This window comes from Micromonospora sp. NBRC 110037, assembly GCF_001652995.1.
Lineage (GTDB): Bacteria > Actinomycetota > Actinomycetes > Mycobacteriales > Micromonosporaceae > Micromonospora > Micromonospora chalcea.
In genome coordinates this window covers 1007047-1026417 of record NZ_BBVA01000002.1, presented here as the reverse complement: position 1 = coordinate 1026417, position 19371 = coordinate 1007047, and the positions used below count along the sequence as shown (strand labels likewise).

Below are 19371 nucleotides of genomic sequence, written 5' to 3'. Positions count from 1 at the left end.
GCGCATGACGGCCATCGAGGCCGTCTCGGTGTTCCTGCCGCAGCGCCGGGTGCCGGTCGAGAGCCTGGCCGCGCCACTGGGCCTGAGCGACATGCAGGTGCGCCTGTTCCGCCGCTTCCACGGCCTGACCGAGGTCCGCCGCGACCCCGGGCTGTCCCTGACCGACCTGCTGCTGCGCGCCGCGCACGGCCTCACCGCGCTGCACACGCTGCGGCGGCGGGTGCGGTTCGTGGTGTACGGGCGGGCCTTCCCGGTGGTCACCCCCTACCCGGTCAACCCGCTGCACGAGGTGTGCCGCGCGCTCGGGCTGGGCCACGCGCTCGCGTTCACGCTCACCCAGCAGTCCTGCGCCAGCGCGCTCGCCGCGATCGACGTGGCCGGGCGGCTGCTCGCGTCCGAACCGGACACGCCGGACGGCCCGCCGCTGGCGCTGGTGCTGACCGGCGAGAAGGCGTTCACCCGTGACGCCCAGTTCATCCCGGAGACGTCGGTGTTCAGCGAGGGCGCCTCGGCCTGCCTGCTCAGCGCCGGTGGCGGCCGGGACCGGCTGCTCGCGTACGCCTGCCACCAGCGGGGCGAGTTCGACGTGGCCGGCGGCGAGTCCCCGGCGCGGTTCCAGCGGGCGTACCGGCCGGCGCTGGCCGAGGTGATCGGCCGGGCGCTGGAGCGGTCCGGCACGACGCTGTCCGAGCTGCGGCTGGTGCTGCCGCACAACGTGAACCTGATGACCTGGAAGCGGCTGTGCCGGCTGATCGGGCTGCCGCTGGACCGGGTGCTGCTGGACAACGTCACCGAGACCGGGCACGTGTTCTGCGCCGACGCGTTCGTCAACTACCGCACCGCCCGGCAGCGCGACCTGCTCCGGCCCGGTGACCGCTATCTGGTCGCGGCGGTGGGCGCCGGGGACGGCGCGACGTTCGCCGCCATGGTCTTCGAGCACTGAGCGGCGGAGGCCACCATGGAGACCGGACTCCGCCTGCTGCGGGCCGCGCGGCGCACGTTCACCGGTCCGGCCGCGCTGCTCGGCGACCCCGTGCTGCGCGAGCGCGCCGCCGGCTACCTGGCCGACCTGACCCGGCCGTACGGGCTGCGTGTGCCCGGCGGCCTGTTCGACGCGCCCGCGGCGGCGCTGGGCCAGTCGTACGGGGAGATGGCCGCCGAGCTGATCCCCGCCGTCGTGCCGCCGGACGAGCCGGTGGACCTGCTCGTGCTGGCGTTCGCCGTGCACGACATGCTGCCCGGGCGGGCCACCGCGGCGTACCTCAGTCACGTCTGCCCGGGCACGCCGATGTCGTTCGCGCTCTGCGACCAGGGTTCGGCGGCGGCGTTCACCGGGCTGCGGATCGCCCGCGCGTACGGGTGCCGCCGCGCCCTGGTGCTCACCGTCGAGCAGGCGGTGCTGCCGTACGACGCGGCGGTGCCCGTACCGGCGCGCCACCGGGCCGTGGCCATGCTCTACGACGCGCTCGCCGACGACGGCGCGACCGGCGGCGACAGCGATGGTGCGGCCGGCGGTCCCGAGCTGATCGGGCTCGGCGGCGGCGCGCGGGTGACCGCGCTGCGCCAGCACGTGGACGTCGACGCCGGCGACGTGGCCGCGCTCGCGGCGGCCGAGGTGGGCGAGCTGACGGCCGGACGTACCGATGTCGCGGTCGTGCTCGGCGCGGACCTGGCCGCCGTGTGGCCCGGCCACGGCGGCGCCGCGGTGACGACCGGGCCGCGCAGGCAGCCGTCCACCGGGGTCTGGTGGGCGCTGCTGGACCGTCTCGCCGGGGACGCGGCGCGGCCCCGGCCGGTGGTGGTGGCCGACTACGAGCCCGGCCTGAACTACCTGAGCGTGGTCGCGCTGGCGCCGGCCGGCCGGTCAGAGCCCGTCGGCGAGCGCCGCGCGGACGAACGCGAGCAGCCGCTCGTTCGCCTCCGGGGAACCGACGGTGATCCGGACCCCGGCGCCGGGTAGCGCCATGACCAGGATGCCGGCCTCCCGGGCCCGGTCGGCGAACGGCACGGCCCGCTCTCCCAGCGGTAGCCACACGAAGTTGGCCTCGCTGGGCGCCACGGTGAGCCCGAGGCCGCGCAGCGCGCCGACCAGGCGGGTACGCTCCGCCACCAGCTCCGTGCACCGCCGGGTCAGCTCCGCGTCCACCTCCGGCGTCAGGCTCGCCACCGCCGCCGCCTGGGCGAGCGCGGAGGGGAAGAACACCGCCCCGGTGAGCGCGGCGGCCCGGGTGAGCCGGGGCGGCACGACGGCGTACCCGACGCGCAGCGCGGCCAGCCCGTACGCCTTGGAGAACGTGCGCAGCACGCAGACGTTGCCGTACGCCCGGTACAGGTCCATCCCGTCCGGCGAGCGGGGGTCGGTGACGAACTCGCGGTACGCCTCGTCCACGATGACCGGCACGTCGGCCGGGATCCGGTCCAGGAACGCCTCGACGTCGTCGCGGCGCAGCGCCGCCCCGGTCGGGTTGTTCGGGTTGCACAGCAGCACGCAGCGGGTCCGCTCGGTCACCGCGTCCGCCATCGCGGGCAGGTCGTGGCCGTACCCGTCCATCGGCACCGGCACGGCGCGGGCCCCGGCGTTGCCGATGATCAGCGGGTAGCCCTCGAACGACAGGGCCGGGTGGACGACGTCCGGCCGGGGCCCGAGGGACTGCACGAGGTGCTGGCACAGTCCGGCCGAGCCGGGGCCGACGAGGATCGCCTCCGGTCCCACGCCGAGCCGCCGCGACAGCGCGGCCACGAGCGCCGCCGACGTGCGGTCCGGGTAGCGCTGCAGCGCCGCGGCGGCGTCGGCGACCACCCGCCGCACCCCCGGCAGCGGCGGGTAGGGGGTCTCGTTCATGGACAGGTCGGCCGGCGGGTGCGTCCCGACGGCGGTGCCAGGCGTCATGGTCGCTCACTTTCTGACGGGACCGGCGGGGTGTGCGCTCGCCGGTCGGCCAGGAGCCCGAGCTGGTACAGCCGGTCGACCGCGGACAGCGGCCGGACGTCGGTGCCGGAGAGGTTGCCGGCGGTGAGCCCGAGCAGGCGGGGGTTGGCGGCGGTGCGGCGCATCATCCGCGCGCCGAGCAGCTTCGGCAGCCCGGACACCGCGGTGATCATGCGGGAGGCGTTGTGGCTGACCGTCGCGACGTGGTCCAGGCGGGGCCGCCGCGCCGCCTCGAAGGCGAGCAGCGCCCGGTCCACCGCCGCCGGTTCCGGCGCGCCGCCCTCGGCCGCCAGGCAGGCGGCGAGCGTCTCGGCGTCGCCGAGGGAGCTGTTGACGCCCTGCGCCGCCATCGGGTGCACCGCGTGGGCGGCCTCGCCGGCGAGCGCGAGCCCCGGCACGGCCAGGCGCGCGCTGCGCAGCCGGTAGACCGCGAGCAGTTGGCGCCGGTCCAGGCTCGCGCGCAGCGCCGCGCCCAGCGGGCGGATCGCCGGCACGTCGGCGAGCAGCCGGTCGCACCACGCGCCCAGGTCGACGCGCCCCCGGAACTCGTCCGGCGTCACCTGCGCGTACAGGCGGCACCGCCCGCCCGGCAGCGGGTAGACCAGGCAGAGTCCCCGGCCGGTGCGGTAGGCGGACACCTCCTCGGCCACGTCGGCGCCGGCCACGTCGAAGGCGACCAGGCCGTGCGGGTACTCCTGGCGCCGGACCGCGATCCCGGCGCCGCGGCGCAGCGGCGACGACATGCCGTCGGCGGCGACCACCAGCGGCGCGTGGATCTCCTGCTCGGCGCCGTCGGCGACGAACCGGACGCCGCCGACGCGCCCGTCGCTGTCGCGCAGGACGCCGGTGACCCGCGCTCCCCACCGGATGCGCGCTGCGGGCGGCAGCCGGTCGGTGAGCACGCGGCGCAGGTCGCCGTAGTCGGCGCAGAGGATCTGCCGGTACGCGCCGGGCAGCCCCGCGTAGTCCAGGCAGAGCAACGGCTCGCCGGCCGGGTCGCGGATGGCCAGCCGCCCGACCGGGCGCGCGCCGGTGGCCCGCAGGGCGTCCAGCAGGCCCCAGGAGTCGAGGATGCGTACCGTCTCGGGCTGCAGGATCTCGCCCTTGGCGATCGACGCCGAGGTGCGCTGCCGGTCCAGCACCAGCACCCGCAGGCCGAGCGCGACGAGCGCGCGGGCGCAGGCCAGGCCGCCGGCGCCCGCGCCGGCCACCACCACGTCGGGGGTCATCGGGTCACCGCCGGCGGCGCCACGTCCGGCCGCGCGGCGGCGGCCCGGCGGTACTCGCCGAGCGCCCGCAGCGCGAGCGCCTGGGTGATCACGGCGTTGGGATAGCGCATGTGGTGGCGGATGTAGTTGCACACCCGGGCCGCCGGCCAGCTCCCGTCCGGCCCGGCGGCGGCGACCAGCCGGGCCACGCCCCGGTCCACCGCCCCGGTGGCGTCCGGGTCGCCGGTGGCGAGCAGACCCTGGACGGCCCAGGACGTCTCCTCGACCGAGCCCGCCGTGCCGTCGCCCGGCCCCCACGAGCCGTCGGGCAACTGGGTGTCGCGCAGCCACCGGGCCGCCCGGCGCACCACCTCGTGCCGGGCGTGCCCGACCCGGGACAGCGCGGCGACCACGACGGCGGTGCCGGAGGTGTGGTCGCGGTACCAGAGGTTCTCGAACGTGCCGTCGGGCGCGGCCCGGGTCAGCAGCCAGGCCGCCGCCCGGGCGATCGCCGGATGGTCGTCCGGGTGGCCGGCATCGTGCAGCGCGAGGATCGCCTGGCTGGTGATGGCCGGGCACGGACCGTCGTTGGCGAGCCGGGTGTCACGGACCCACAGGCTCCACGAGCCGCGGCTGTCCTGGCGGCCGACCAGCCACGCCAGTCCGTCGCGCAGGACCGGGTCGGCGTCGGCCCCGGGAAAGCCGGCCAGCGCGGAGAGGATCTCGGCGGACTCCAGCGTCACCGGCCAGCCGCGCGCGTTCGAATAGCTCCATCCGCCCGGCGGCACGTCCAGCACCTCGAACGCCTCCGGTTTGCGGCCGGCGTGGAGGAACTCCCGGGTGGCGCGCAGCCGGGGGTCGTCGGCGTAGCCGGCCGCGATCAGCCCGGTCGCCGCGTACCCGGTCCGGGTCAGGTCCAGGTTGGTGACCGCGTCCCAGGCGCCGTCGGGGCGTACCGCCCGGCGCAGCCAGCCGACGACGGCGCGGGCGATGTCCGGCGCCTCGCCGCTGCGGGCCAGGCCGAGCAGCACCAGCGCGGCCGGCCACGGGTCCTCGCTGAGCGCGCCGGTGCCGCCCTCGTGGTCGTGGATGGACCGCAGCAGCCGCAGCGCCACCGGCCGGGCCCGGCCCAGCGTGGCCCGGCGCAGGCGGCCGGTGGGCAGCAGGTCGGCCTGCATCAGGGCGAGCCCGATGAACGGCGCGGTACGGAACGACAGGCGCTGCCGGCGTACCCGGTCGAACAGGACGATCTCCAGTGGCAGCCGGCGCAGCGGGCCCGCCTCGGCGGTCATCCCGGCCATGGTGAGCAACTGGCGGCAGAGCAAGGAGATGGCCGGGTCGGTGACGGTGTCGACGCCGCCCAGCGCGGCCAGCCGGGTCCGGCCCGCCGCGATCGCCCCGGCGCTGTCGGCCGGCGCGGTCAGGGCCAGCGCCGCGATCGCGACGGCGGTGGGCACGACCTCGGTGCCGGCGCCCACCACGCCGCCCCAGCCGCCGTCGTCGTGCTGCTGCCGGCGCAGCCACGCGGTTCCGGCGCCGACCAGGTCCGCGCAGCCGGACGGGTCGGCGGCGTGCAGCGCGGCCACCGCGCCCGCGGTACCCAGCACCGAGGCGGGCGGGTCGTCGCCGAACGCGCCGTCGGGGCGGCGCCGGCGCAGGAGCGCCTCCGCGCCGGCGGTGACGGCCTTCCCGACGGCCTCCGTGGTCACAGTGGTCATGGCGCGTCCTCCACCGGTACTCGACTGCGGGTGGCGAGGGTCAGGCCCGCGACCGGCGGACCGAGTTCGTGCCGGGCACGCATGGCGCGCTGCGCGACCCAGGTCAGCGCGACCATCGGCAGCGCGAGCGCGAGCTGCACGGCGACGCCGAGGCCCAGCCCGACCGCCGCGGAGGCCAGCGCGACCCGCTCCACCACCAGGACCGAGTGCGCGCGCAGCGCCACCACGACCGGCATGCCGCCGCGCCGGCGCACCAGTGGGGCCAGTGCCACCACGCCGGTCAGCAGGACCACGAGCACGGTGATCAGGTACGCGGTCCGCGCGTCCCGGCCGGCGAGCAGCCCGGCGGCCACGGCGGCGGCGATCGCGACGGCGTAGAGCGCCAGCACGGTCCGCACCGCGAACGGCACGCCCCGCCCCACCGGCAGCGTCCGGTAACCGCCCGCGCGGTCGCCGTCGATGTCGCGCAGTGCGCCCACCAGGTTGGACATCGCGTCGTGCGACCAGAACGCGACGACGAGCGCGAGCAGCACCGGCGTCGCCGAGGCGCGGTCCGGGGCGAGGCCGGCGGCGAGCGCGCCGTAGACGAGCGCGACCGCGCCGAGCGCGCCCCGGACCAGGTTTCCGGCGATGCCGCGGGCCTTGAACCACCTGCTGTACGCGACGATGCCGCACCCGGCCAGCAGCGCCGCCGCGGTGGTGCCCCACCCGCCCAGCACGGCCAGGACGCCGAGCAGCGTGAAACAGGCCCAGCCGCACCAGAGCGCGGTGCCCGCGCCGAGGCGCCGGGAGGGGATCGGCCGGTGCGGTTTGCTGCCGGCGTCCAGGTGCCTGTCGAAGTAGTCGCCGAGATAGTGGCCGCCGAGCCAGCCGGCGGTCGGCGCGGCCCAGGCCGACAGCAGCACCCACGGATGGTGCGGGCCGCCGGCCACGGCGGCGCCGGCCAGGCCGACCAGCCCCACGTACCAGAGGGTGTAGGGCCGCCAGGTCTCGACGTGGGCCCGCAGTGCCCGCACGGCGGCGGCCGTGCTCACGCCGTCCCGCTCGTCATCCAGGCCGCGATGCCGGTGAGCACGTCCGCGCCCGCGGACGGGGTGAGCACGGCCAGCTCGGCGCGGGCCCGCTCGGCGTGCCCCACCATCCGCTGGCGGGCGCCGTCGACCGCGCCGACGTCGCGCAGCAGCGCGGCGACCCACTCGACGTCGCCGGGACCGGCGCCGCGCCGGTGCAGCACCGCCAGCAGCTCCACCCGGGTCGCGTCGGTGACCGCGTCGTACGCCAGCAGCAGCGGCAGGGTGGGGCGGCCGTTGTTCAGGTCGCTGGACGCCGGTTTGCCGGTCTGTTCCGGGGTGGCCAGATAGGACAGCAGGTCGTCGCGGATCTGGAAGGCCGTCCCGAGGTGCTCGCCGTACCGGGCCAGCGCGGCGGCAACCGGCTGGTCCGCGCCGCCGAGCAGCGCGCCGATCTCGCACACGGCGCGGAACAGCGCGCCGGTCTTGAGCCGGATCATCTCCGGATACCAGCGGGCGCCCGCGTCCAGGTCGCCGACGAGCCGCGCCTCCAGCGCCTGCCCCCGGCACAGGTCCTGTCCCGCCTCGGCCAGCGCGGCGACCGCGGCGACGACGGGGCCGGCGGGGGTGTCCGGACCGCCCTCCACGACGGCCCGGAAGGCGTGGAAGATCAGGTGGTCGCCGGCCACGATGGCGCCGGGGAAGCCGTACGCCACCGGGACCGCGGGGCGGCCGCGGCGCAGCGTGTCGGCGTCGATGATGTCGTCGTGCACGAGCGTCGCGACGTGCAGGTACTCGGTGGCGAGCGCGGCGGCGAGCGCGTCGCGGGGAGATCCGCCGACCGCCTCGGCCGCGTGCAGCGTCATCATCGGGCGCAGCATCTTGCCCGCCGGCAGCAGCGCGTAGCGCACTATCGCGTCGAGCTGGTCGGGTGTCTCGGGCCACCGCCGTCCGAGTTCGGCGCGCAGCAGCCGTCCCGATTCGCTGCGGGCGAGGTCGTCGATGAAGGGCGGATATCGCGTGGAGCCAGCAACCGTCATGACGCGTCGACCCTTTCGCGAGGGATCGGCTAGTCGCCACGCGAGACGTTACCGGCCGCCCTCCCCGCGAACAACCATTGATAAATGCGAGCGGATATGGGTGGCGGCAAATGTCGTGACCGCATTTCTCAGCACATTGACCGATGCCCAGAGAAAACCGCCCTTCCACCCAGGGCCGCCATGTCGATGCATATACGTCAATGATCGGGCGCACGGGACGGCACCGGACAGGTGCGACGCGCCCTCAGGCGCCGGCGGCGAACTCCATGAGCGTGAGCCCGTCGGCGCCGTGGTACGTGCGCCGGGGCGACAGGCCCGCGGCGGCGGCCAGCGCGGCGAACTCGGGCAACCCGCGTTCCCGGCCGCCGACGAGCACCAGCATCCGCAGGTCGTACGCGGACAGGTGCGGCACGTGCGGCACCGTCGGCAGCACCTCGATGACGAGCACCCGGCCGGCCGCTCCGGCCGCCTCGGCGCAGCGCCGCAGGATCGCCGTGGCGTGGGCGTCGCTCCAGTCGGTGAGCGCGCGCGAGACCACGTACACGTCGGCGCCGGGCGGCAGCGGGGCGAAGAAGTCCCCGACCACGGTCTCGACCCGGTCGGCGAGGCCGCACTCGGCGAACGTCGCGGCGGCGGTGGCCACCGGCTCGGGGCGGTCGACGAGCGTGCCCCGCAGGTGCGGATGGGCGCCCAGCACCTCCCGCAGCAGCCCGCCCGCGCCCCCGGCCACGTCCATTACGTGGCCCGCCTCGCGCCAGGGGTAGAGCGCCGCGACCTCCGGCGCGGTGAACCGCTGCTGGCTGAGCATCAGCGCGTCGAAGTAGGCCCGGTGGTCCGGGTGCGCGTCCAGGTCGGCCCAGAAGTCCCGCCCGTGCACCTCGCGGTAGCCGGGCCCGCCGGTGCGGATCGCGTGCGGCAGACCGGCCCAGGCCAGGTCCATCCGCGCGCCGAGGCCGCCGAGGTCCAGATAGGCGCCGAGGCCACCGCCCTCGCGGTCGCAGAGCAGCTCGCCGACGTCGGTCAGGCCGAAGACGTCCGGCGACACCTCGACGAACACGCCCCGGTGCGCGAGGTAGCGCAGCAGGCGGCCCAGCGCGGCGGCGTCGGCCCCGGTGGCGCCGGCCAGCTCGGCCAGGCCGGTGACGCCGTCGGCGATCAGGTCCGGCACGCGCAGGGTCACCGCCGTACGGACCGCGAACGGGGTGGCCAGGTCGGTGAGCCGGTCGAGCCGCTCCGCCGCGTCACCCTCGATCGGGGCATCGATCGCCACCCGCGCCTCCTCCACGTCGCGGGCCGGCCTCGCCGCCCCCGCCGGCACCGAATGGTTCCAGGCGTACGCCGGGTGAGTCAACGACGACGGCTGGTGAGGACATTCACGGACGTGGAACAATTCGCGGACCAGCCGTGGCGCGCAGACCGGAGGGATCATCGATGACCACATCCATCGCGGCCGAGGTCCGGCTCGTCTCCGGCGCGCTGGGCGCCGAGGTTCACGGCATCGACCTCAACACGCTCACCGACGAGGGCTTCGCGCTGATCCACGACCTGCTGCTCAAGCACCAGGTGGTCTTCCTCGCCGGCCAGACCGGGCTGACGCCGGCCGCACACGTGGCGTTCGGCCGCCGCTTCGGCGAGGTCGAGCTGCACCCCTATCTGCCACGGCTGGACGGGCACCCGGAGATCGTCGTCATCGACTCCGCCGACGGCGGCAAGGTCGACGTCTGGCACACCGACATGACGTTCCACCAGAGCCCGCCGATCGCCTCGATCCTGCACCTGGTCCAGCTGCCCGAGGTCGGCGGCGACACCATGTGGACCAACCAGTGCCGGGTCTACGAGGCGCTCTCCGCGCCGATGCGGGACCTGGTCGACGGGCTGACCGCCATCCACGTCATCCGGATCGGCACCGAGTTCACCAGCCGGGCCGAACACCCGGTGGTCCGGGTGCACCCGGAGACCGGACGTCGATCGCTGTACGTCAACCGGCTGTTCACCTCGCACATCCCGCAGCTGACCCGCAACGAGAGCGACGCGCTGCTGGAGCACCTGTTCGCCTTCTCCGAGAGTCCCCAGTTCACCTGCCGCTACCGCTGGCGGACCGGGGACGTCGCGGTCTGGGACAACCGGGTCACCCAGCACTACGCGGTGAACGACTACGAGGGACTGCGCCGCGGGCAGCGGATCACCGTGCTCGGCGACCACCCGACCGGGAACCCGCCGCGCTGGGAGCACTACGCGCCCGCGCCCGGCGAGCGCTACTGGCCGGGCCGGGTCAACGCGGTGGAGAGCTACTGACCGCCGCTCACCAGGTCACCGGGAACGAGGCGATGCCGCCGTTCATCCGGTCGTGCCGCCACGGGATCTCGGCCGGCGGCACCGCCGGCGCGAGCGCCGGCATCCGGGTCAGCAGCGCGCCCAGCGACAGCTCCACCTGCATCCGGCCCAGCGCCGTACCGAGGCAGAAGTGCGGCCCGAAGCCGAAGGTCAGGTGCGGGGCGTCGGGCCTGCGGTCGATGTCGAAGACGTTCGGCTCGGGGAAGAACCGGGGGTCGCGGTTGCCGGCCCACGGGACCGCCATCACGCAGTCCCCGGCGCGCATGCCGACGCCGCCGAGGACCAGGTCCTCCCGGACCACCTGCACCCGGAACATGGCGCTCACCGACGTGTAGCGCAGGATCTCGTCGGTGGCCGCGGAGAGCTTCTCCGGCGCCGCGCGCAGCTTGGCCAGCTGCTCCGGGTGCCGGAACAGCGCAAGCAGGCCGGCGCTCGTCGAGTTGATCTCCAGCCCGCCGAGCAGCACCCCCATGGCCAGCTCGACCAGCTCGGCGTCGGCCAGCTCGTGCGTGCCGCGGACCCAGGCCGAGAGCAGGTCGTCGCCGGGCTCGGCCCGCTTGCGCGCGAGCTGACCGGCCAGGTAGTCCCGTAGCTGGGCCTGCGCGGTCGCGGCGTCGGCCGAGCCGTACGCGGTGACCGAGTTCAGCCCCTCGATCCAGGCGTAGAAGCGGGGACGGTCGGCGGCCGGCACGCCGAGCACGTCGCACACCACGAACACCGGCAGCGGCGCGACCAGCCCGGCCACCACGTCGGCCGGGCGCGGGCCGGCGAGCATCGCCTCGACCAGCTCGTCCACCAGCCGCTGCACCCGGGGACGGAACGTCTCGATGCGGCGGGCGGTGAACGCGCGCGCGGCCACCCGGCGCACCGCCGCGTGCGGCGGACCGTCCATGTTCAACTCGCGGGGACCGCCGCCGTCCGGCGTCGCGGTGGCGCCGAGCGGAAGCCGGGAGAAACGGGGGTCGGCCAGCACGGTGCAGCACTGCTCGTAGCCGAGCACCAGCCAGGCGGCCCGCCCGTCGGGCAGCCGCACCCGGCTGACCGGCTCGGTCACGACCATCTCCAGCAGCTCGGCGGGAAGATCGCCGGTGAATGGCTCGAACGGATAGGAACGCAACCCGGAATTGACGCTCAACGCACCACCGCCTGCCGATCGCGGTCCACCTCGGGCACCGGCTAAGACTCCAGCATCGGTTAGCCCGGCGTCAATATTCATTGCGGTCGTCCGCGACCTTCCGCGTACCGCTTCCATCACCTAGCATCGGTTGGCCAGGACTGCCGTTTCACGTGCGGATTGGTGGGATTTGACTGCGGCTCTGCGAATTCTGATGTCGACGTGGGGCTGGCGGTCGCATTTCTACAGCCTGGTCCCGCTCGGCTGGGCGCTCCAGGCCGCCGGCCACGAGGTGCGGGTGGCCAGCCACCCCTCGATGGTCGCCGCGATCAGCTCGGCCGGGCTCGCCGCCGTGCCGCTGGGCGCCGACGTCGACTTCGCCGCCGCGTTCGCCGGCCGGATCGGCGCGGTGGCGCCGCTCGACGGGCCCGCCACGGCGGACGCCCTGGAGCCGGCGATCACCGCCGACGGCGGGGTGGTCCGCTTCGCCGACGCCGTGCTCGACGAGTTGGTCTCCTTCGGCCGGTCCTGGCGGCCGGACCTGATCCTCTGGGAGCCGTTCAACCTGGCCGCGCCGGTGGCCGCCGCCGCGCTCGGCGTACCCGGCGTGCTGAACCTGTGGGGGCCGGACTCCTCGACCACGCTGCGCCTGGACCCGGAGTCGGTGGTCGGGCCGCTCGCCGCCCGGTTCGGGCTCGCCGCCGCCGAGGTGGCGTTGGACGGAGTGCTCACGCTCGACCCGGTGCCGCCGCCGATGCAGGTGCCGACGCGGCGTCCCGGCCGCCCGGTGCGGTTCGTGCCGTACAACGGCCCGGCCGTGCTGCCGCCCTGGCTGCGCCGCCCGGCGGACCGGCCCCGGGTGTGCGTCACGGCGGGCACCATGATGGCCGGCGCGGGCCTGGACGACCGGCTCGACCTGGCCGGGGTGATCCACGCGGTGGCCGGGCCGGACGTGGAGGTCGTCGTCGTGGTCGAGCCGCGCCAGCGCGAGGCGCTGGGGCCGGTGCCGGCCGGGGTCCGCCTGGCCGACGGGCCGCTGGCGATGCGGCTGGTGCTGCCGACCTGCGCCGCGCTGGTGCAGCAGGGCGGGGCCGGCACCACCATGACCGCGCTCGCGTACGGCGTGCCGCAGCTCGTCCTGCCACAGGTCAGCGACCAGCACTTCAACGGCGAACGGCTGGCGGCCACCGGCGCGGGCGCCTGGCTGACCCGCGAGCAGGCCACCGCCGCCGCGGTGCGGGACCTCGTCCGCGAGCTGATCGCCGACGGCCCGTGGCGGCGCGCGGCGGCGCTGATGCGCGACCGGGTCCACGCCATGCCCGCCCCCGCCGACCTGGTGCCGACGCTCGCCGCCCTGGCCCGGGGCGGCCCGATCTGAGGAGTCGCAGATGACGCAGGACCCGCCGGCCATCCCCTACCCGCTCGCGCCGGCTCCGACGATCTACCACCCGTCGCCGGACTACACCCGGATGCGCGAGACGTGCCCGGTGGCCCGGGTCGAGCTGCCCGACGGGGCGTGCGCGTACCTGGCCACCCGGCACGCCGACGTGCGCCGCGTCTTCACCGACCAGCGGTTCAGCCGGGCCGCCGCGGCCGGCCCGAACCGCCCGACCCGGGAGCTGGGCTCGCTCGCCGAGGACTCGCTGATCGGGATGGACCCGCCGCGGCACACCACGATGCGCCGGGCCGTGTCGCACGCGTTCACCGTCCGCCGGGTGGAGGAGCTGCGCCCGCGGGTCGCGGCGCTCGTCGACGCGATGATCGACGACCTGGTGGCCGCGGGCCCGCCCGCCGACCTGATCACGCACGTCTCCGGCCCGCTGCCGATCTCCGTGATCAGCACGCTGTTCGGCATCCCCGAGCGGGACCGGGAGCGGGTACGTCAGTGGTCGGACGCGCTCGTCGGCGACTGGGACGCCGACCCGGAGGCGCCCCGGGCCGCGCTGGAGGCGTTCCGCGAGCTGATCGAGCAGCGCCGCCGCGAGCCCGGCGACGACCTGATGAGCGCGCTCATCGCGGTCTGGGACGAGCACGACGACCTCACCGAGCGGGAGCTGGTCTCGGTCACCGCCGGCATCTTCGTCGGCGGGCACGAGACCACCACCAACCAGCTCAACCTGTTCCTGCTCGTACTGGCCCGCCACCCCGAGCAACTGGCCGCGCTGCGCGGCGACGACCCGGTCGCGGTGGCCCGGGCGGTCGAGGAGCTGTCCCGCTTCATCCAGCTCGGCGACAACGGGGTGCTGCTGCCCCGCGTCACGACCGAGGAGGTGGAGCTGGGTGGCGTACGCCTGCCGGCCGGCGCCGCGGTGCTGCCGGCGATCGCGTCGGCGAACCGGGACGCCACCGTGTTCCCGGGCGCGGACACGCTCGACCTGACCCGCGCGCACAACCCGCACCTGGCCTTCGGCGCCGGCCCGCACCACTGCCTCGGCGCGGCGCTGGCCCGGATGGAGCTGCAGGAGGCGCTCGGCGGCCTGCTGCGCCGGCTGCCCGGGCTGCGGCTCGCGGTCGACGAGTCGCAGCTGCGGTTCCGGCCTGGTCTGGTGGTGCGCAGCCTGGAGTCGCTGCCGGTGACCTGGGACGCGTGACCGGCGCTGTGACCGGTCAGCCGCCCGCCGATCCCGGGACCACCCGGGTCGGGGCGGCGGGGTCGAGGGCCGCCTCCACCGCCACCTCCTCCACGCCGCGCAGCAGCCGTTCCGCCTGTTCCTCGGTGAAGCAGCCGAAGTCGAAGATGACCTGGAGGTAGACCGTCTCCGGCTGGTCCTCGACGGTGATGAACACCTGCTCGGGCAGGTGGTCCAGCGGGCCGTCCCAGACCAGGAACGTCTCGTCGGCGCGGCGGCGGATCCGCTCGGCGGTCACCGGGTCGTCGTGCAGCCCGACGTCGGCCGCCTGCCGCGTGGTCACCCGCCGGTCGTTGATCCGGCAGCTGATCCGGGCCGGGTATCCGCGTTCGGTGTCCAGCCGGTCGGAGACCTCCGCGAGCTGCGCCGGGTCGTAGTAGGCGTACTTCCCGGCCGACACCGCGGCCCGGCGGGCACGCGCCACCACCTCGTCCACAGTGGTGTCGGCGGTGTCGACGCGCAGCACGCCGTTCTGGCTCAGCGGGGCGATGGCCTCGGCGAAACCCGGCCGGAACCGGTTGCCGACGATGAGCTTGGCGGTGAGCGGACTGACGCCGGTGGCCCGGCCGATCGCGACCGCGATGACCGCCAGCAGCACGCGCGAGGTGTCGGTGCGGGTCCGCGCCGCGATGGCCCGCACCGCCAGGTACGCCGCCGGTGAGCTGAACCGGCCGTGCCAGTACCGGTGCCCCCGGCGCCCACCGGCGGCCGGCTCGCCGAACGTCAGCGGCGGGATGTCCCGCAGGTGCTCCGCCCAGTGCCGCACGGCCCGGTCGCTGACCCGGCGCAGCGACGGCGTCTCCTCCCGCCGGCCCAGGTCGAGGATCTGCACGGTACGCGGGTCGGCGACCCGGCGGACCGGGCGGCCGGCGAGGCCCAGATCGGCCAGGAGCAGCGACGTGGCGGTGCCGTCGACCACGAGGTGGTCGATCGTGAGCACCCGGTGCACCAGGACGCCCCGGTGCCGGATCACCGCCATCTTCACCGACCAGTCGTGGTAGAGGTCGTAGTGGCTCAGCAGGCGGGCGTGGCCCAGGTCGTAGGCGAACGTGGCCACGTCGGCCGGGTCGGCGTCGTCGGGCACGTCCACCACGTCCAGGACCGTCTCGCCGGTGGCCGACACGACCTGGCACGGACCGCCGTCGCCCTCGCCCAGCCGCATCCGCAGCGCCGGGTGCCGGGCCATCAGCGCGGCGAACTCGGCCGCCACCTGCTCGACCGTGACGCCCGGCGGCACCGGGTGGGCGCCGCTGACGTTGTGCGTCCAGCCGGTCTCCCGCATGTCCTGCATGATCGCCTTCTGCCCCCAGGTCAGGGGCGCGACGCCGGCGCCCGGCCCGGCGAACGCGACGGGAACGTGGGCCTGGACCGTCTGCGCGAACACCGGTCAATGAGAGCAACGGGCATCGGTGTGTGTCAACGCGACGGCGCACCGTTACGCTGCCGTCCATGCGGGACACCGTACGGGTCTGGGTGCTTGCGGCCGGGGCGCCGCCGGACGTGCTGGCCCGGTACCGGGCGGTGCTCGACCCGGCCGAGCGGGCCCGGGCCGCGCGGCTCGCCGCCGACGGGCTGCGGGACCGGTTCACGGTGGCGCACGGCGCGCTGCGCGTGCTGGCCGGGCGGGCCACGGGCGCGCCACCGGCGGCGCTGACCTGGCGCCGCGGCCGGTACGGCAAACCGGCGCTGACCGGGCCGTGGCGCGGCCTGCACACCAGCCTGTCCTACTCCGGCGATCTGGTCGCGGTGGCGCTCAGCGACGGCCGCCCGGTCGGGGTGGACATCCAGCACGTCGTGCCGGGCGGGGACCCGGTGCCGGCGTCCGCGCGCTTCTTCCACCCCCGGGAGGCGCGGCACGTCGCCGCCGGCCCCGACCAGGCCGCCCGGGCGCGGCGGTTCGTGCGGCTGTGGGCCCGCAAGGAGGCGGCCGTCAAGGCGGCCGGGGGCCGGCTGTGGCCCAACCTCGGGATGCCGGTGGACCGGGCCGACGTGGTCGAGTGCGCCGACCCGGCCGGCCGGCACCGGCTCGCCGACCTGGTCGCGCCACAGGGGTACGCGGTGGCGGTGGCGCTGGCCGGCGACGAGCCGTACGCCGTCGAGTGTCGCACCGACCTCGGTGACTGCCCGTGACCACCATCGCACCCGTTGACACTCACCGATCTCCCCTGCTCTGATGACTCCATGCTGGAGCGCGTGATCGACCCGTGGGAGCCCCGGTGCTAGAACACGACGCGCCGCCCCGGGACCAGGTCGTGGACCGCCTGACCGTGCTGCTGACCCGGATGCTGCGGCCGGACGCGCCGGTCACCGAGCAGACCCAGCTGATGGACGAGCTCGGCCTCAGCTCCTCGCTCGGCCTGGAGTTGCTGCTGGCGCTGGAGGACGAGCTGGAGATCCAGATCGACGTCGAGGAGCTGGACGAGGACCGGATGGCGACGCTCGGGGACCTGGCCGACTACATCACCGCCAACTCCACCGCGCGCTGAGCATGCCCACAGCGGACCGGCCCAGCCTGAGCGTGGTGGTGCCCGCGCACGAGAACCCGTCCGCGCTCGACACCACGCTGCGCTCGCTGACCCGGCAGACGCTGCCGGCCGCCGACTTCGAGGTCGTCGTCGGCGACGACGGGTCGGCCGTCGCGCTGGGCCCGGTGGTGGACGCGTACCGGGGCCGGCTGCGGATCGAGTACGTGCGCAGCGACCGGAACCGGGGGCGCAGCGCCAACCGCAACGCGGCGGCGGCCCGGGCCCGCGCGGCCACGCTGATGTTCCTGGACGCCGACACGGTGGCGCATCCCACGCTGCTCAAGCGGCACCGCGACTTCCACGCCGGGCGCGCCGGCCGTCCCGGGGTGCTGCTCGGCCAGCGGTACGACCTGGACTGGGCCGGCGCGGACGCGCTGCGCCGCGGCGAGCCGGTCGTGCCGGCGATGCTGGACGCCGAGCGCGGCGACCCGCGGCTGGAGGACATCGCCCTCCCGCAGCGGATGGGCGATTTCCCGAGCGCGCCCTGGGTGCTGGGCCTGACCCACAACGCGTCGGTGGACCACGAGTCGTTCCGGCGGGTCGGTGGCTTCGACGAGGCGATGGTCAAGTGGGGCTTCGAGGACCTGGAGTTCTTCTACCGGGTGTTCCATCTGCACGGCGCCCCGCCGGAGCTGTTCCGGCTGGACGTCGACGCGCTCTCCTACCACCTCCCGCACTTCCGCAAGACGTCCAACGGGATCGCCTCGATGGACAACATGAAGTACCTGCTGCGCAAGCACCTGCGCTACGACGTCGAGGTGCTGTACGGGATCAACACGTTCGGCCGGCACCTGGGCCGGATCCGGCTCTACGGCGCGGCGATCGAGGCGTACCGCTCCGGTGGGCTGGGCCGGCCGGACGTGCTGCCCGGGTCGCTGCGCGACGAGCTGGCCACGAGCGCCGCGCTGGTCGTCGGCAACGGCGTGTCCGCGCTCGACCTGGGCCCCGGGTCGCACACGTTCGACCACGACGCGCCGGTCGGCAGGACGAACTCCCACCTGCTCGGCACCGTGCTCCAGCAGTTCAAGGCCGGCGCGCTGGACCTGATCGTCAACGTCGACATGTGGCGCTGCCTGCTCCCCGAGGACCTGCCGGCGTTCCTCACCCGGGGGCTGCTCAAGGCCGACCGGATCGAGCTGGTCGCCACCCGTACCGGCCTGGACCAGCGCGCTCTGCTGCCGGTGCCGCTCGTCGCCGACCTGGACTACGTGGCCGACATGCTGCGCCCGCACTTCAGCGTCGCCGTCGCCGCGTACGACGCGGCCACGGTGATCACGCTCCGCTGACCCGCCGCTCAGGCGGGCCGCGCCAGGACGAGGCTGACGTTGTGGCCGCCGAAGCCGAACGAGTTCGACAGCACCGCGTCCACCGTCGTCGCGCGTGCCCGCCCACGGATGTGGTCGACCTCGCCGTCGCGCTCCGGCTCGTCCAGGTTGCGGGTGGGCGGCAGCAGGCCGCGGCGCAGCGCCTCGACCGCGATCGCCGCCTCGATCACGCCGGAGACGCCGAGCATGTGCCCGGTGACGCCCTTCGTCGAACTCAGCGGCGGCGCTTCCGCGCCGTAGACGTCGGCGAGCGCGGCCAGCTCGGCGGCGTCCCCGGCCCGGGTGCTGGTGCCGTGCGCGTTGACGTACCCGATGTCGGCGGGCTCCAGACCGGCGTCGCGGACGGCCAGGCGCATGCACCGGGCCGCGCCGGCGCCGTCCGGACGCGGCGTGGTCGGATGGTGGGCGTCGTTGGTGGCGCCCCAGCCGAGCACGTCGGCGTGCCGGCGGGCGCCGCGCGCGGCGGCGTGCGCGGCGCGTTCCAGCACGAACACCCCGGCGCCCTCGCCGAGGACGAGCCCGTTGCGGCGGCGGTCGAAGGGGCGGCTCGCGGCGGCCGGGTCGGCCCAGCCGCGGGCGAGCGCCCGGGCGTTGCCGAACGCGTCGGCGAACGTCGGGAACAGCGGCGCCTCGGCGCATCCGGCGAGCACCACGTCCGCGTCGCCGGCGCGCAGGATGCGCAGCGCCTCGCCGATCGACTGCGCGCCGGCCGCGCACGCCGTGCCGATCGACGAGGTGTAGCCGTGGATGCCGAACTTGATCGCGATCCGGGCCGCGCCCATGTTGGGCAGCGTGCCGGGCAGCATGTACGGGCTGACCCCGAACCGTCCGCGCCCGGCGCGGGCGAGCACCTGTTCCTCCAGCGTGGACAGTCCGCCGACGCCGGAGACGACGACCGCCACCCGGTAGCTGTCGACGTCGTGGCCGATCCGCAGTCCGGCGTCGGCGAGCGCGTCCTCGGCCGCGCGCAGCACCATGACTATCGACCGGTCCACGACGCGGGACTCCGGGCCGGGCAGCACGGTGGCCGGATCGATCGCCGGGGCGAACGCGGCGACGTCGACGACGCCGTGCAGCGGATGGTCGTGCGGTGGCCGGGTGAGCCCGGAGCGGCCGTCGCAGACCGCGTCGAACACCTCGGCGGCGGTCGCGCCGACCGGGCTGACGAGCCCGATGCCGGTGACCGTGACCCGTTCGCGCACGCTCACCGGAACCGGCGCGCCGGGGCGTGACGCGGCCGGGTGCCGTGCCCTGGCATCGGTCAGTGCGCCGAGGCCGGGGCGATCCGCGCCGCGACCGCGCGGCTGAACTCGCCGACTGTCATCATCGCCAGCTCCTCCGCCTCGTCGTCGTCGAACGCGACCCCGAACCGGTCCTCCACCCGCACCGCGAGCTCGGCCAGGCCGAGGGAGTCCACGTCGAGCCCGGCCGGGCCGAAGACGGTGTCGTCGTCGACGTCGCCGACGTCGTACTTCATCTCGGTCAGTGCGGCGAGGAGGAACGCGCGGATCTCATCGGTCATGTCCGGTGTTTCCCTT

Annotated in this window: 18 protein-coding genes; 8 read left to right on the top strand and 10 right to left on the bottom strand. The window is 75.5% G+C overall.

Going from position 1 to position 19371, the window contains the following annotated elements:
• The first annotated feature begins 4 nt into the window (after positions 1-4).
• Together A4R25_RS03675 and A4R25_RS03670 are read left to right on the top strand one after the other, a co-directional pair.
• Entirely contained in the window at positions 5-943 is a 939-nt protein-coding gene (locus A4R25_RS03675) for a 3-oxoacyl-[acyl-carrier-protein] synthase III C-terminal domain-containing protein (RefSeq protein ID WP_064445604.1), read from the top strand.
• A 15-nt stretch (positions 944-958) separates the two neighbouring features.
• A complete protein-coding gene (locus A4R25_RS03670) occupies positions 959-1960 on the top strand; it encodes a hypothetical protein (protein WP_064445603.1) in 1002 nt (333 codons plus the stop codon).
• Here the strand turns inward: A4R25_RS03670 and A4R25_RS03665 are convergent.
• The 6 genes from A4R25_RS03665 to A4R25_RS03640 all read right to left on the bottom strand — a co-directional run bounded on the left by A4R25_RS03665 (position 1865) and on the right by A4R25_RS03640 (position 9175).
• Entirely contained in the window at positions 1865-2890 is a 1026-nt protein-coding gene (locus A4R25_RS03665) for a histidinol-phosphate transaminase (RefSeq protein ID WP_064445602.1), read from the bottom strand. The two genes, A4R25_RS03670 and A4R25_RS03665, sit on opposite strands and share 96 nt — an antisense overlap.
• Entirely contained in the window at positions 2887-4158 is a 1272-nt protein-coding gene (locus A4R25_RS03660) for an NAD(P)/FAD-dependent oxidoreductase (protein WP_064445601.1), read from the bottom strand. Before A4R25_RS03660 ends, A4R25_RS03665 begins: the two co-directional genes overlap by 4 nt.
• The gene (locus tag A4R25_RS03655; protein ID WP_064445600.1) at positions 4155-5855 is read right to left on the bottom strand and encodes a prenyltransferase/squalene oxidase repeat-containing protein; all 1701 of its coding nucleotides are present in this window, start codon (positions 5853-5855) and stop codon (positions 4155-4157) included. Before A4R25_RS03655 ends, A4R25_RS03660 begins: the two co-directional genes overlap by 4 nt.
• Positions 5852-6889, bottom strand: a complete 1038-nt coding sequence (locus A4R25_RS03650; RefSeq protein ID WP_064445599.1) for a UbiA family prenyltransferase — start codon at positions 6887-6889, stop codon at positions 5852-5854. Before A4R25_RS03650 ends, A4R25_RS03655 begins: the two co-directional genes overlap by 4 nt.
• Positions 6886-7905: a polyprenyl synthetase family protein gene (locus A4R25_RS03645; protein ID WP_064445598.1), complete on the bottom strand. Its 1020-nt coding sequence runs from the start codon at positions 7903-7905 to the stop codon at positions 6886-6888. Before A4R25_RS03645 ends, A4R25_RS03650 begins: the two co-directional genes overlap by 4 nt.
• A gap of 244 nt (positions 7906-8149) precedes the next feature.
• Positions 8150-9175 (bottom strand): methyltransferase, encoded by a 1026-nt coding sequence (locus A4R25_RS03640; protein WP_064446458.1) that lies wholly within the window; start codon positions 9173-9175, stop codon positions 8150-8152.
• A gap of 161 nt (positions 9176-9336) precedes the next feature.
• Between A4R25_RS03640 and A4R25_RS03635 the strand changes: the two genes are divergently transcribed.
• On the top strand, positions 9337-10200 hold the full coding sequence (locus A4R25_RS03635) for a TauD/TfdA family dioxygenase (protein ID WP_064445597.1): 864 nt from the start codon (positions 9337-9339) through the stop codon (positions 10198-10200).
• A gap of 7 nt (positions 10201-10207) precedes the next feature.
• Here A4R25_RS03635 and A4R25_RS03630 read toward each other — a convergent pair whose 3' ends face one another.
• On the bottom strand, positions 10208-11374 hold the full coding sequence (locus A4R25_RS03630; protein WP_064445596.1) for a cytochrome P450: 1167 nt from the start codon (positions 11372-11374) through the stop codon (positions 10208-10210).
• Positions 11375-11567: 193 nt separating this feature from the next.
• Between A4R25_RS03630 and A4R25_RS03625 the strand changes: the two genes are divergently transcribed.
• Positions 11568-12731, top strand: coding sequence for a nucleotide disphospho-sugar-binding domain-containing protein (locus tag A4R25_RS03625; protein ID WP_064445595.1), 1164 nt, complete (start codon positions 11568-11570; stop codon positions 12729-12731).
• Between the two features lie 10 nt (positions 12732-12741).
• The gene (locus A4R25_RS03620; protein WP_043323260.1) at positions 12742-13944 is read left to right on the top strand and encodes a cytochrome P450; all 1203 of its coding nucleotides are present in this window, start codon (positions 12742-12744) and stop codon (positions 13942-13944) included.
• Between the two features lie 16 nt (positions 13945-13960).
• On the opposite strand, the gene A4R25_RS03615 is transcribed toward A4R25_RS03620, so the two are convergent.
• Entirely contained in the window at positions 13961-15367 is a 1407-nt protein-coding gene (locus tag A4R25_RS03615; RefSeq protein ID WP_064445594.1) for a condensation domain-containing protein, read from the bottom strand.
• Positions 15368-15432: 65 nt separating this feature from the next.
• Here A4R25_RS03615 and A4R25_RS03610 point away from each other — a divergent pair, with 65 nt between their 5' ends.
• The 3 genes from A4R25_RS03610 (at position 15433) to A4R25_RS03600 (ending at position 17794) form a co-directional block, all read left to right on the top strand.
• A complete protein-coding gene (locus A4R25_RS03610; protein ID WP_064445593.1) occupies positions 15433-16113 on the top strand; it encodes a 4'-phosphopantetheinyl transferase superfamily protein in 681 nt (226 codons plus the stop codon).
• Between the two features lie 86 nt (positions 16114-16199).
• Positions 16200-16469, top strand: a complete 270-nt coding sequence (locus A4R25_RS03605; protein ID WP_030499105.1) for a phosphopantetheine-binding protein — start codon at positions 16200-16202, stop codon at positions 16467-16469.
• Positions 16470-16471: 2 nt separating this feature from the next.
• Positions 16472-17794: a glycosyltransferase family 2 protein gene (locus tag A4R25_RS03600; RefSeq protein WP_064445592.1), complete on the top strand. Its 1323-nt coding sequence runs from the start codon at positions 16472-16474 to the stop codon at positions 17792-17794.
• Positions 17795-17802: 8 nt separating this feature from the next.
• On the opposite strand, the gene A4R25_RS03595 is transcribed toward A4R25_RS03600, so the two are convergent.
• Complete coding sequence (locus A4R25_RS03595) at positions 17803-19041, bottom strand: beta-ketoacyl synthase (protein ID WP_043323254.1); 1239 nt, start codon at positions 19039-19041, stop codon at positions 17803-17805.
• A 53-nt stretch (positions 19042-19094) separates the two neighbouring features.
• Entirely contained in the window at positions 19095-19355 is a 261-nt protein-coding gene (locus A4R25_RS03590; protein ID WP_030499102.1) for an acyl carrier protein, read from the bottom strand.
• Positions 19356-19371 lie beyond the last annotated feature (16 nt).

Excerpts from the sequence above, each read along its gene's own strand:
- A4R25_RS03645 (WP_064445598.1), bottom strand. The coding sequence starts at position 7,905 with ATGACGGTTGCTGGCTCCACGCGATATCCGCCCTTCATCGACGACCTC.
- A4R25_RS03620 (WP_043323260.1), top strand. The coding sequence starts at position 12,742 with ATGACGCAGGACCCGCCGGCCATCCCCTACCCGCTCGCGCCGGCTCCG.
- A4R25_RS03670 (WP_064445603.1), top strand. The coding sequence starts at position 959 with ATGGAGACCGGACTCCGCCTGCTGCGGGCCGCGCGGCGCACGTTCACC.
- A4R25_RS03655 (WP_064445600.1), bottom strand. The coding sequence starts at position 5,855 with ATGACCACTGTGACCACGGAGGCCGTCGGGAAGGCCGTCACCGCCGGC.
- A4R25_RS03665 (WP_064445602.1), bottom strand. The coding sequence starts at position 2,890 with ATGACGCCTGGCACCGCCGTCGGGACGCACCCGCCGGCCGACCTGTCC.
- A4R25_RS03590 (WP_030499102.1), bottom strand. The coding sequence starts at position 19,355 with ATGACCGATGAGATCCGCGCGTTCCTCCTCGCCGCACTGACCGAGATG.
- A4R25_RS03600 (WP_064445592.1), top strand. The coding sequence starts at position 16,472 with ATGCCCACAGCGGACCGGCCCAGCCTGAGCGTGGTGGTGCCCGCGCAC.
- A4R25_RS03625 (WP_064445595.1), top strand. The coding sequence starts at position 11,568 with ATGTCGACGTGGGGCTGGCGGTCGCATTTCTACAGCCTGGTCCCGCTC.
- A4R25_RS03610 (WP_064445593.1), top strand. The coding sequence starts at position 15,433 with ATGCGGGACACCGTACGGGTCTGGGTGCTTGCGGCCGGGGCGCCGCCG.
- A4R25_RS03635 (WP_064445597.1), top strand. The coding sequence starts at position 9,337 with ATGACCACATCCATCGCGGCCGAGGTCCGGCTCGTCTCCGGCGCGCTG.
- A4R25_RS03660 (WP_064445601.1), bottom strand. The coding sequence starts at position 4,158 with ATGACCCCCGACGTGGTGGTGGCCGGCGCGGGCGCCGGCGGCCTGGCC.
- A4R25_RS03675 (WP_064445604.1), top strand. The coding sequence starts at position 5 with ATGACGGCCATCGAGGCCGTCTCGGTGTTCCTGCCGCAGCGCCGGGTG.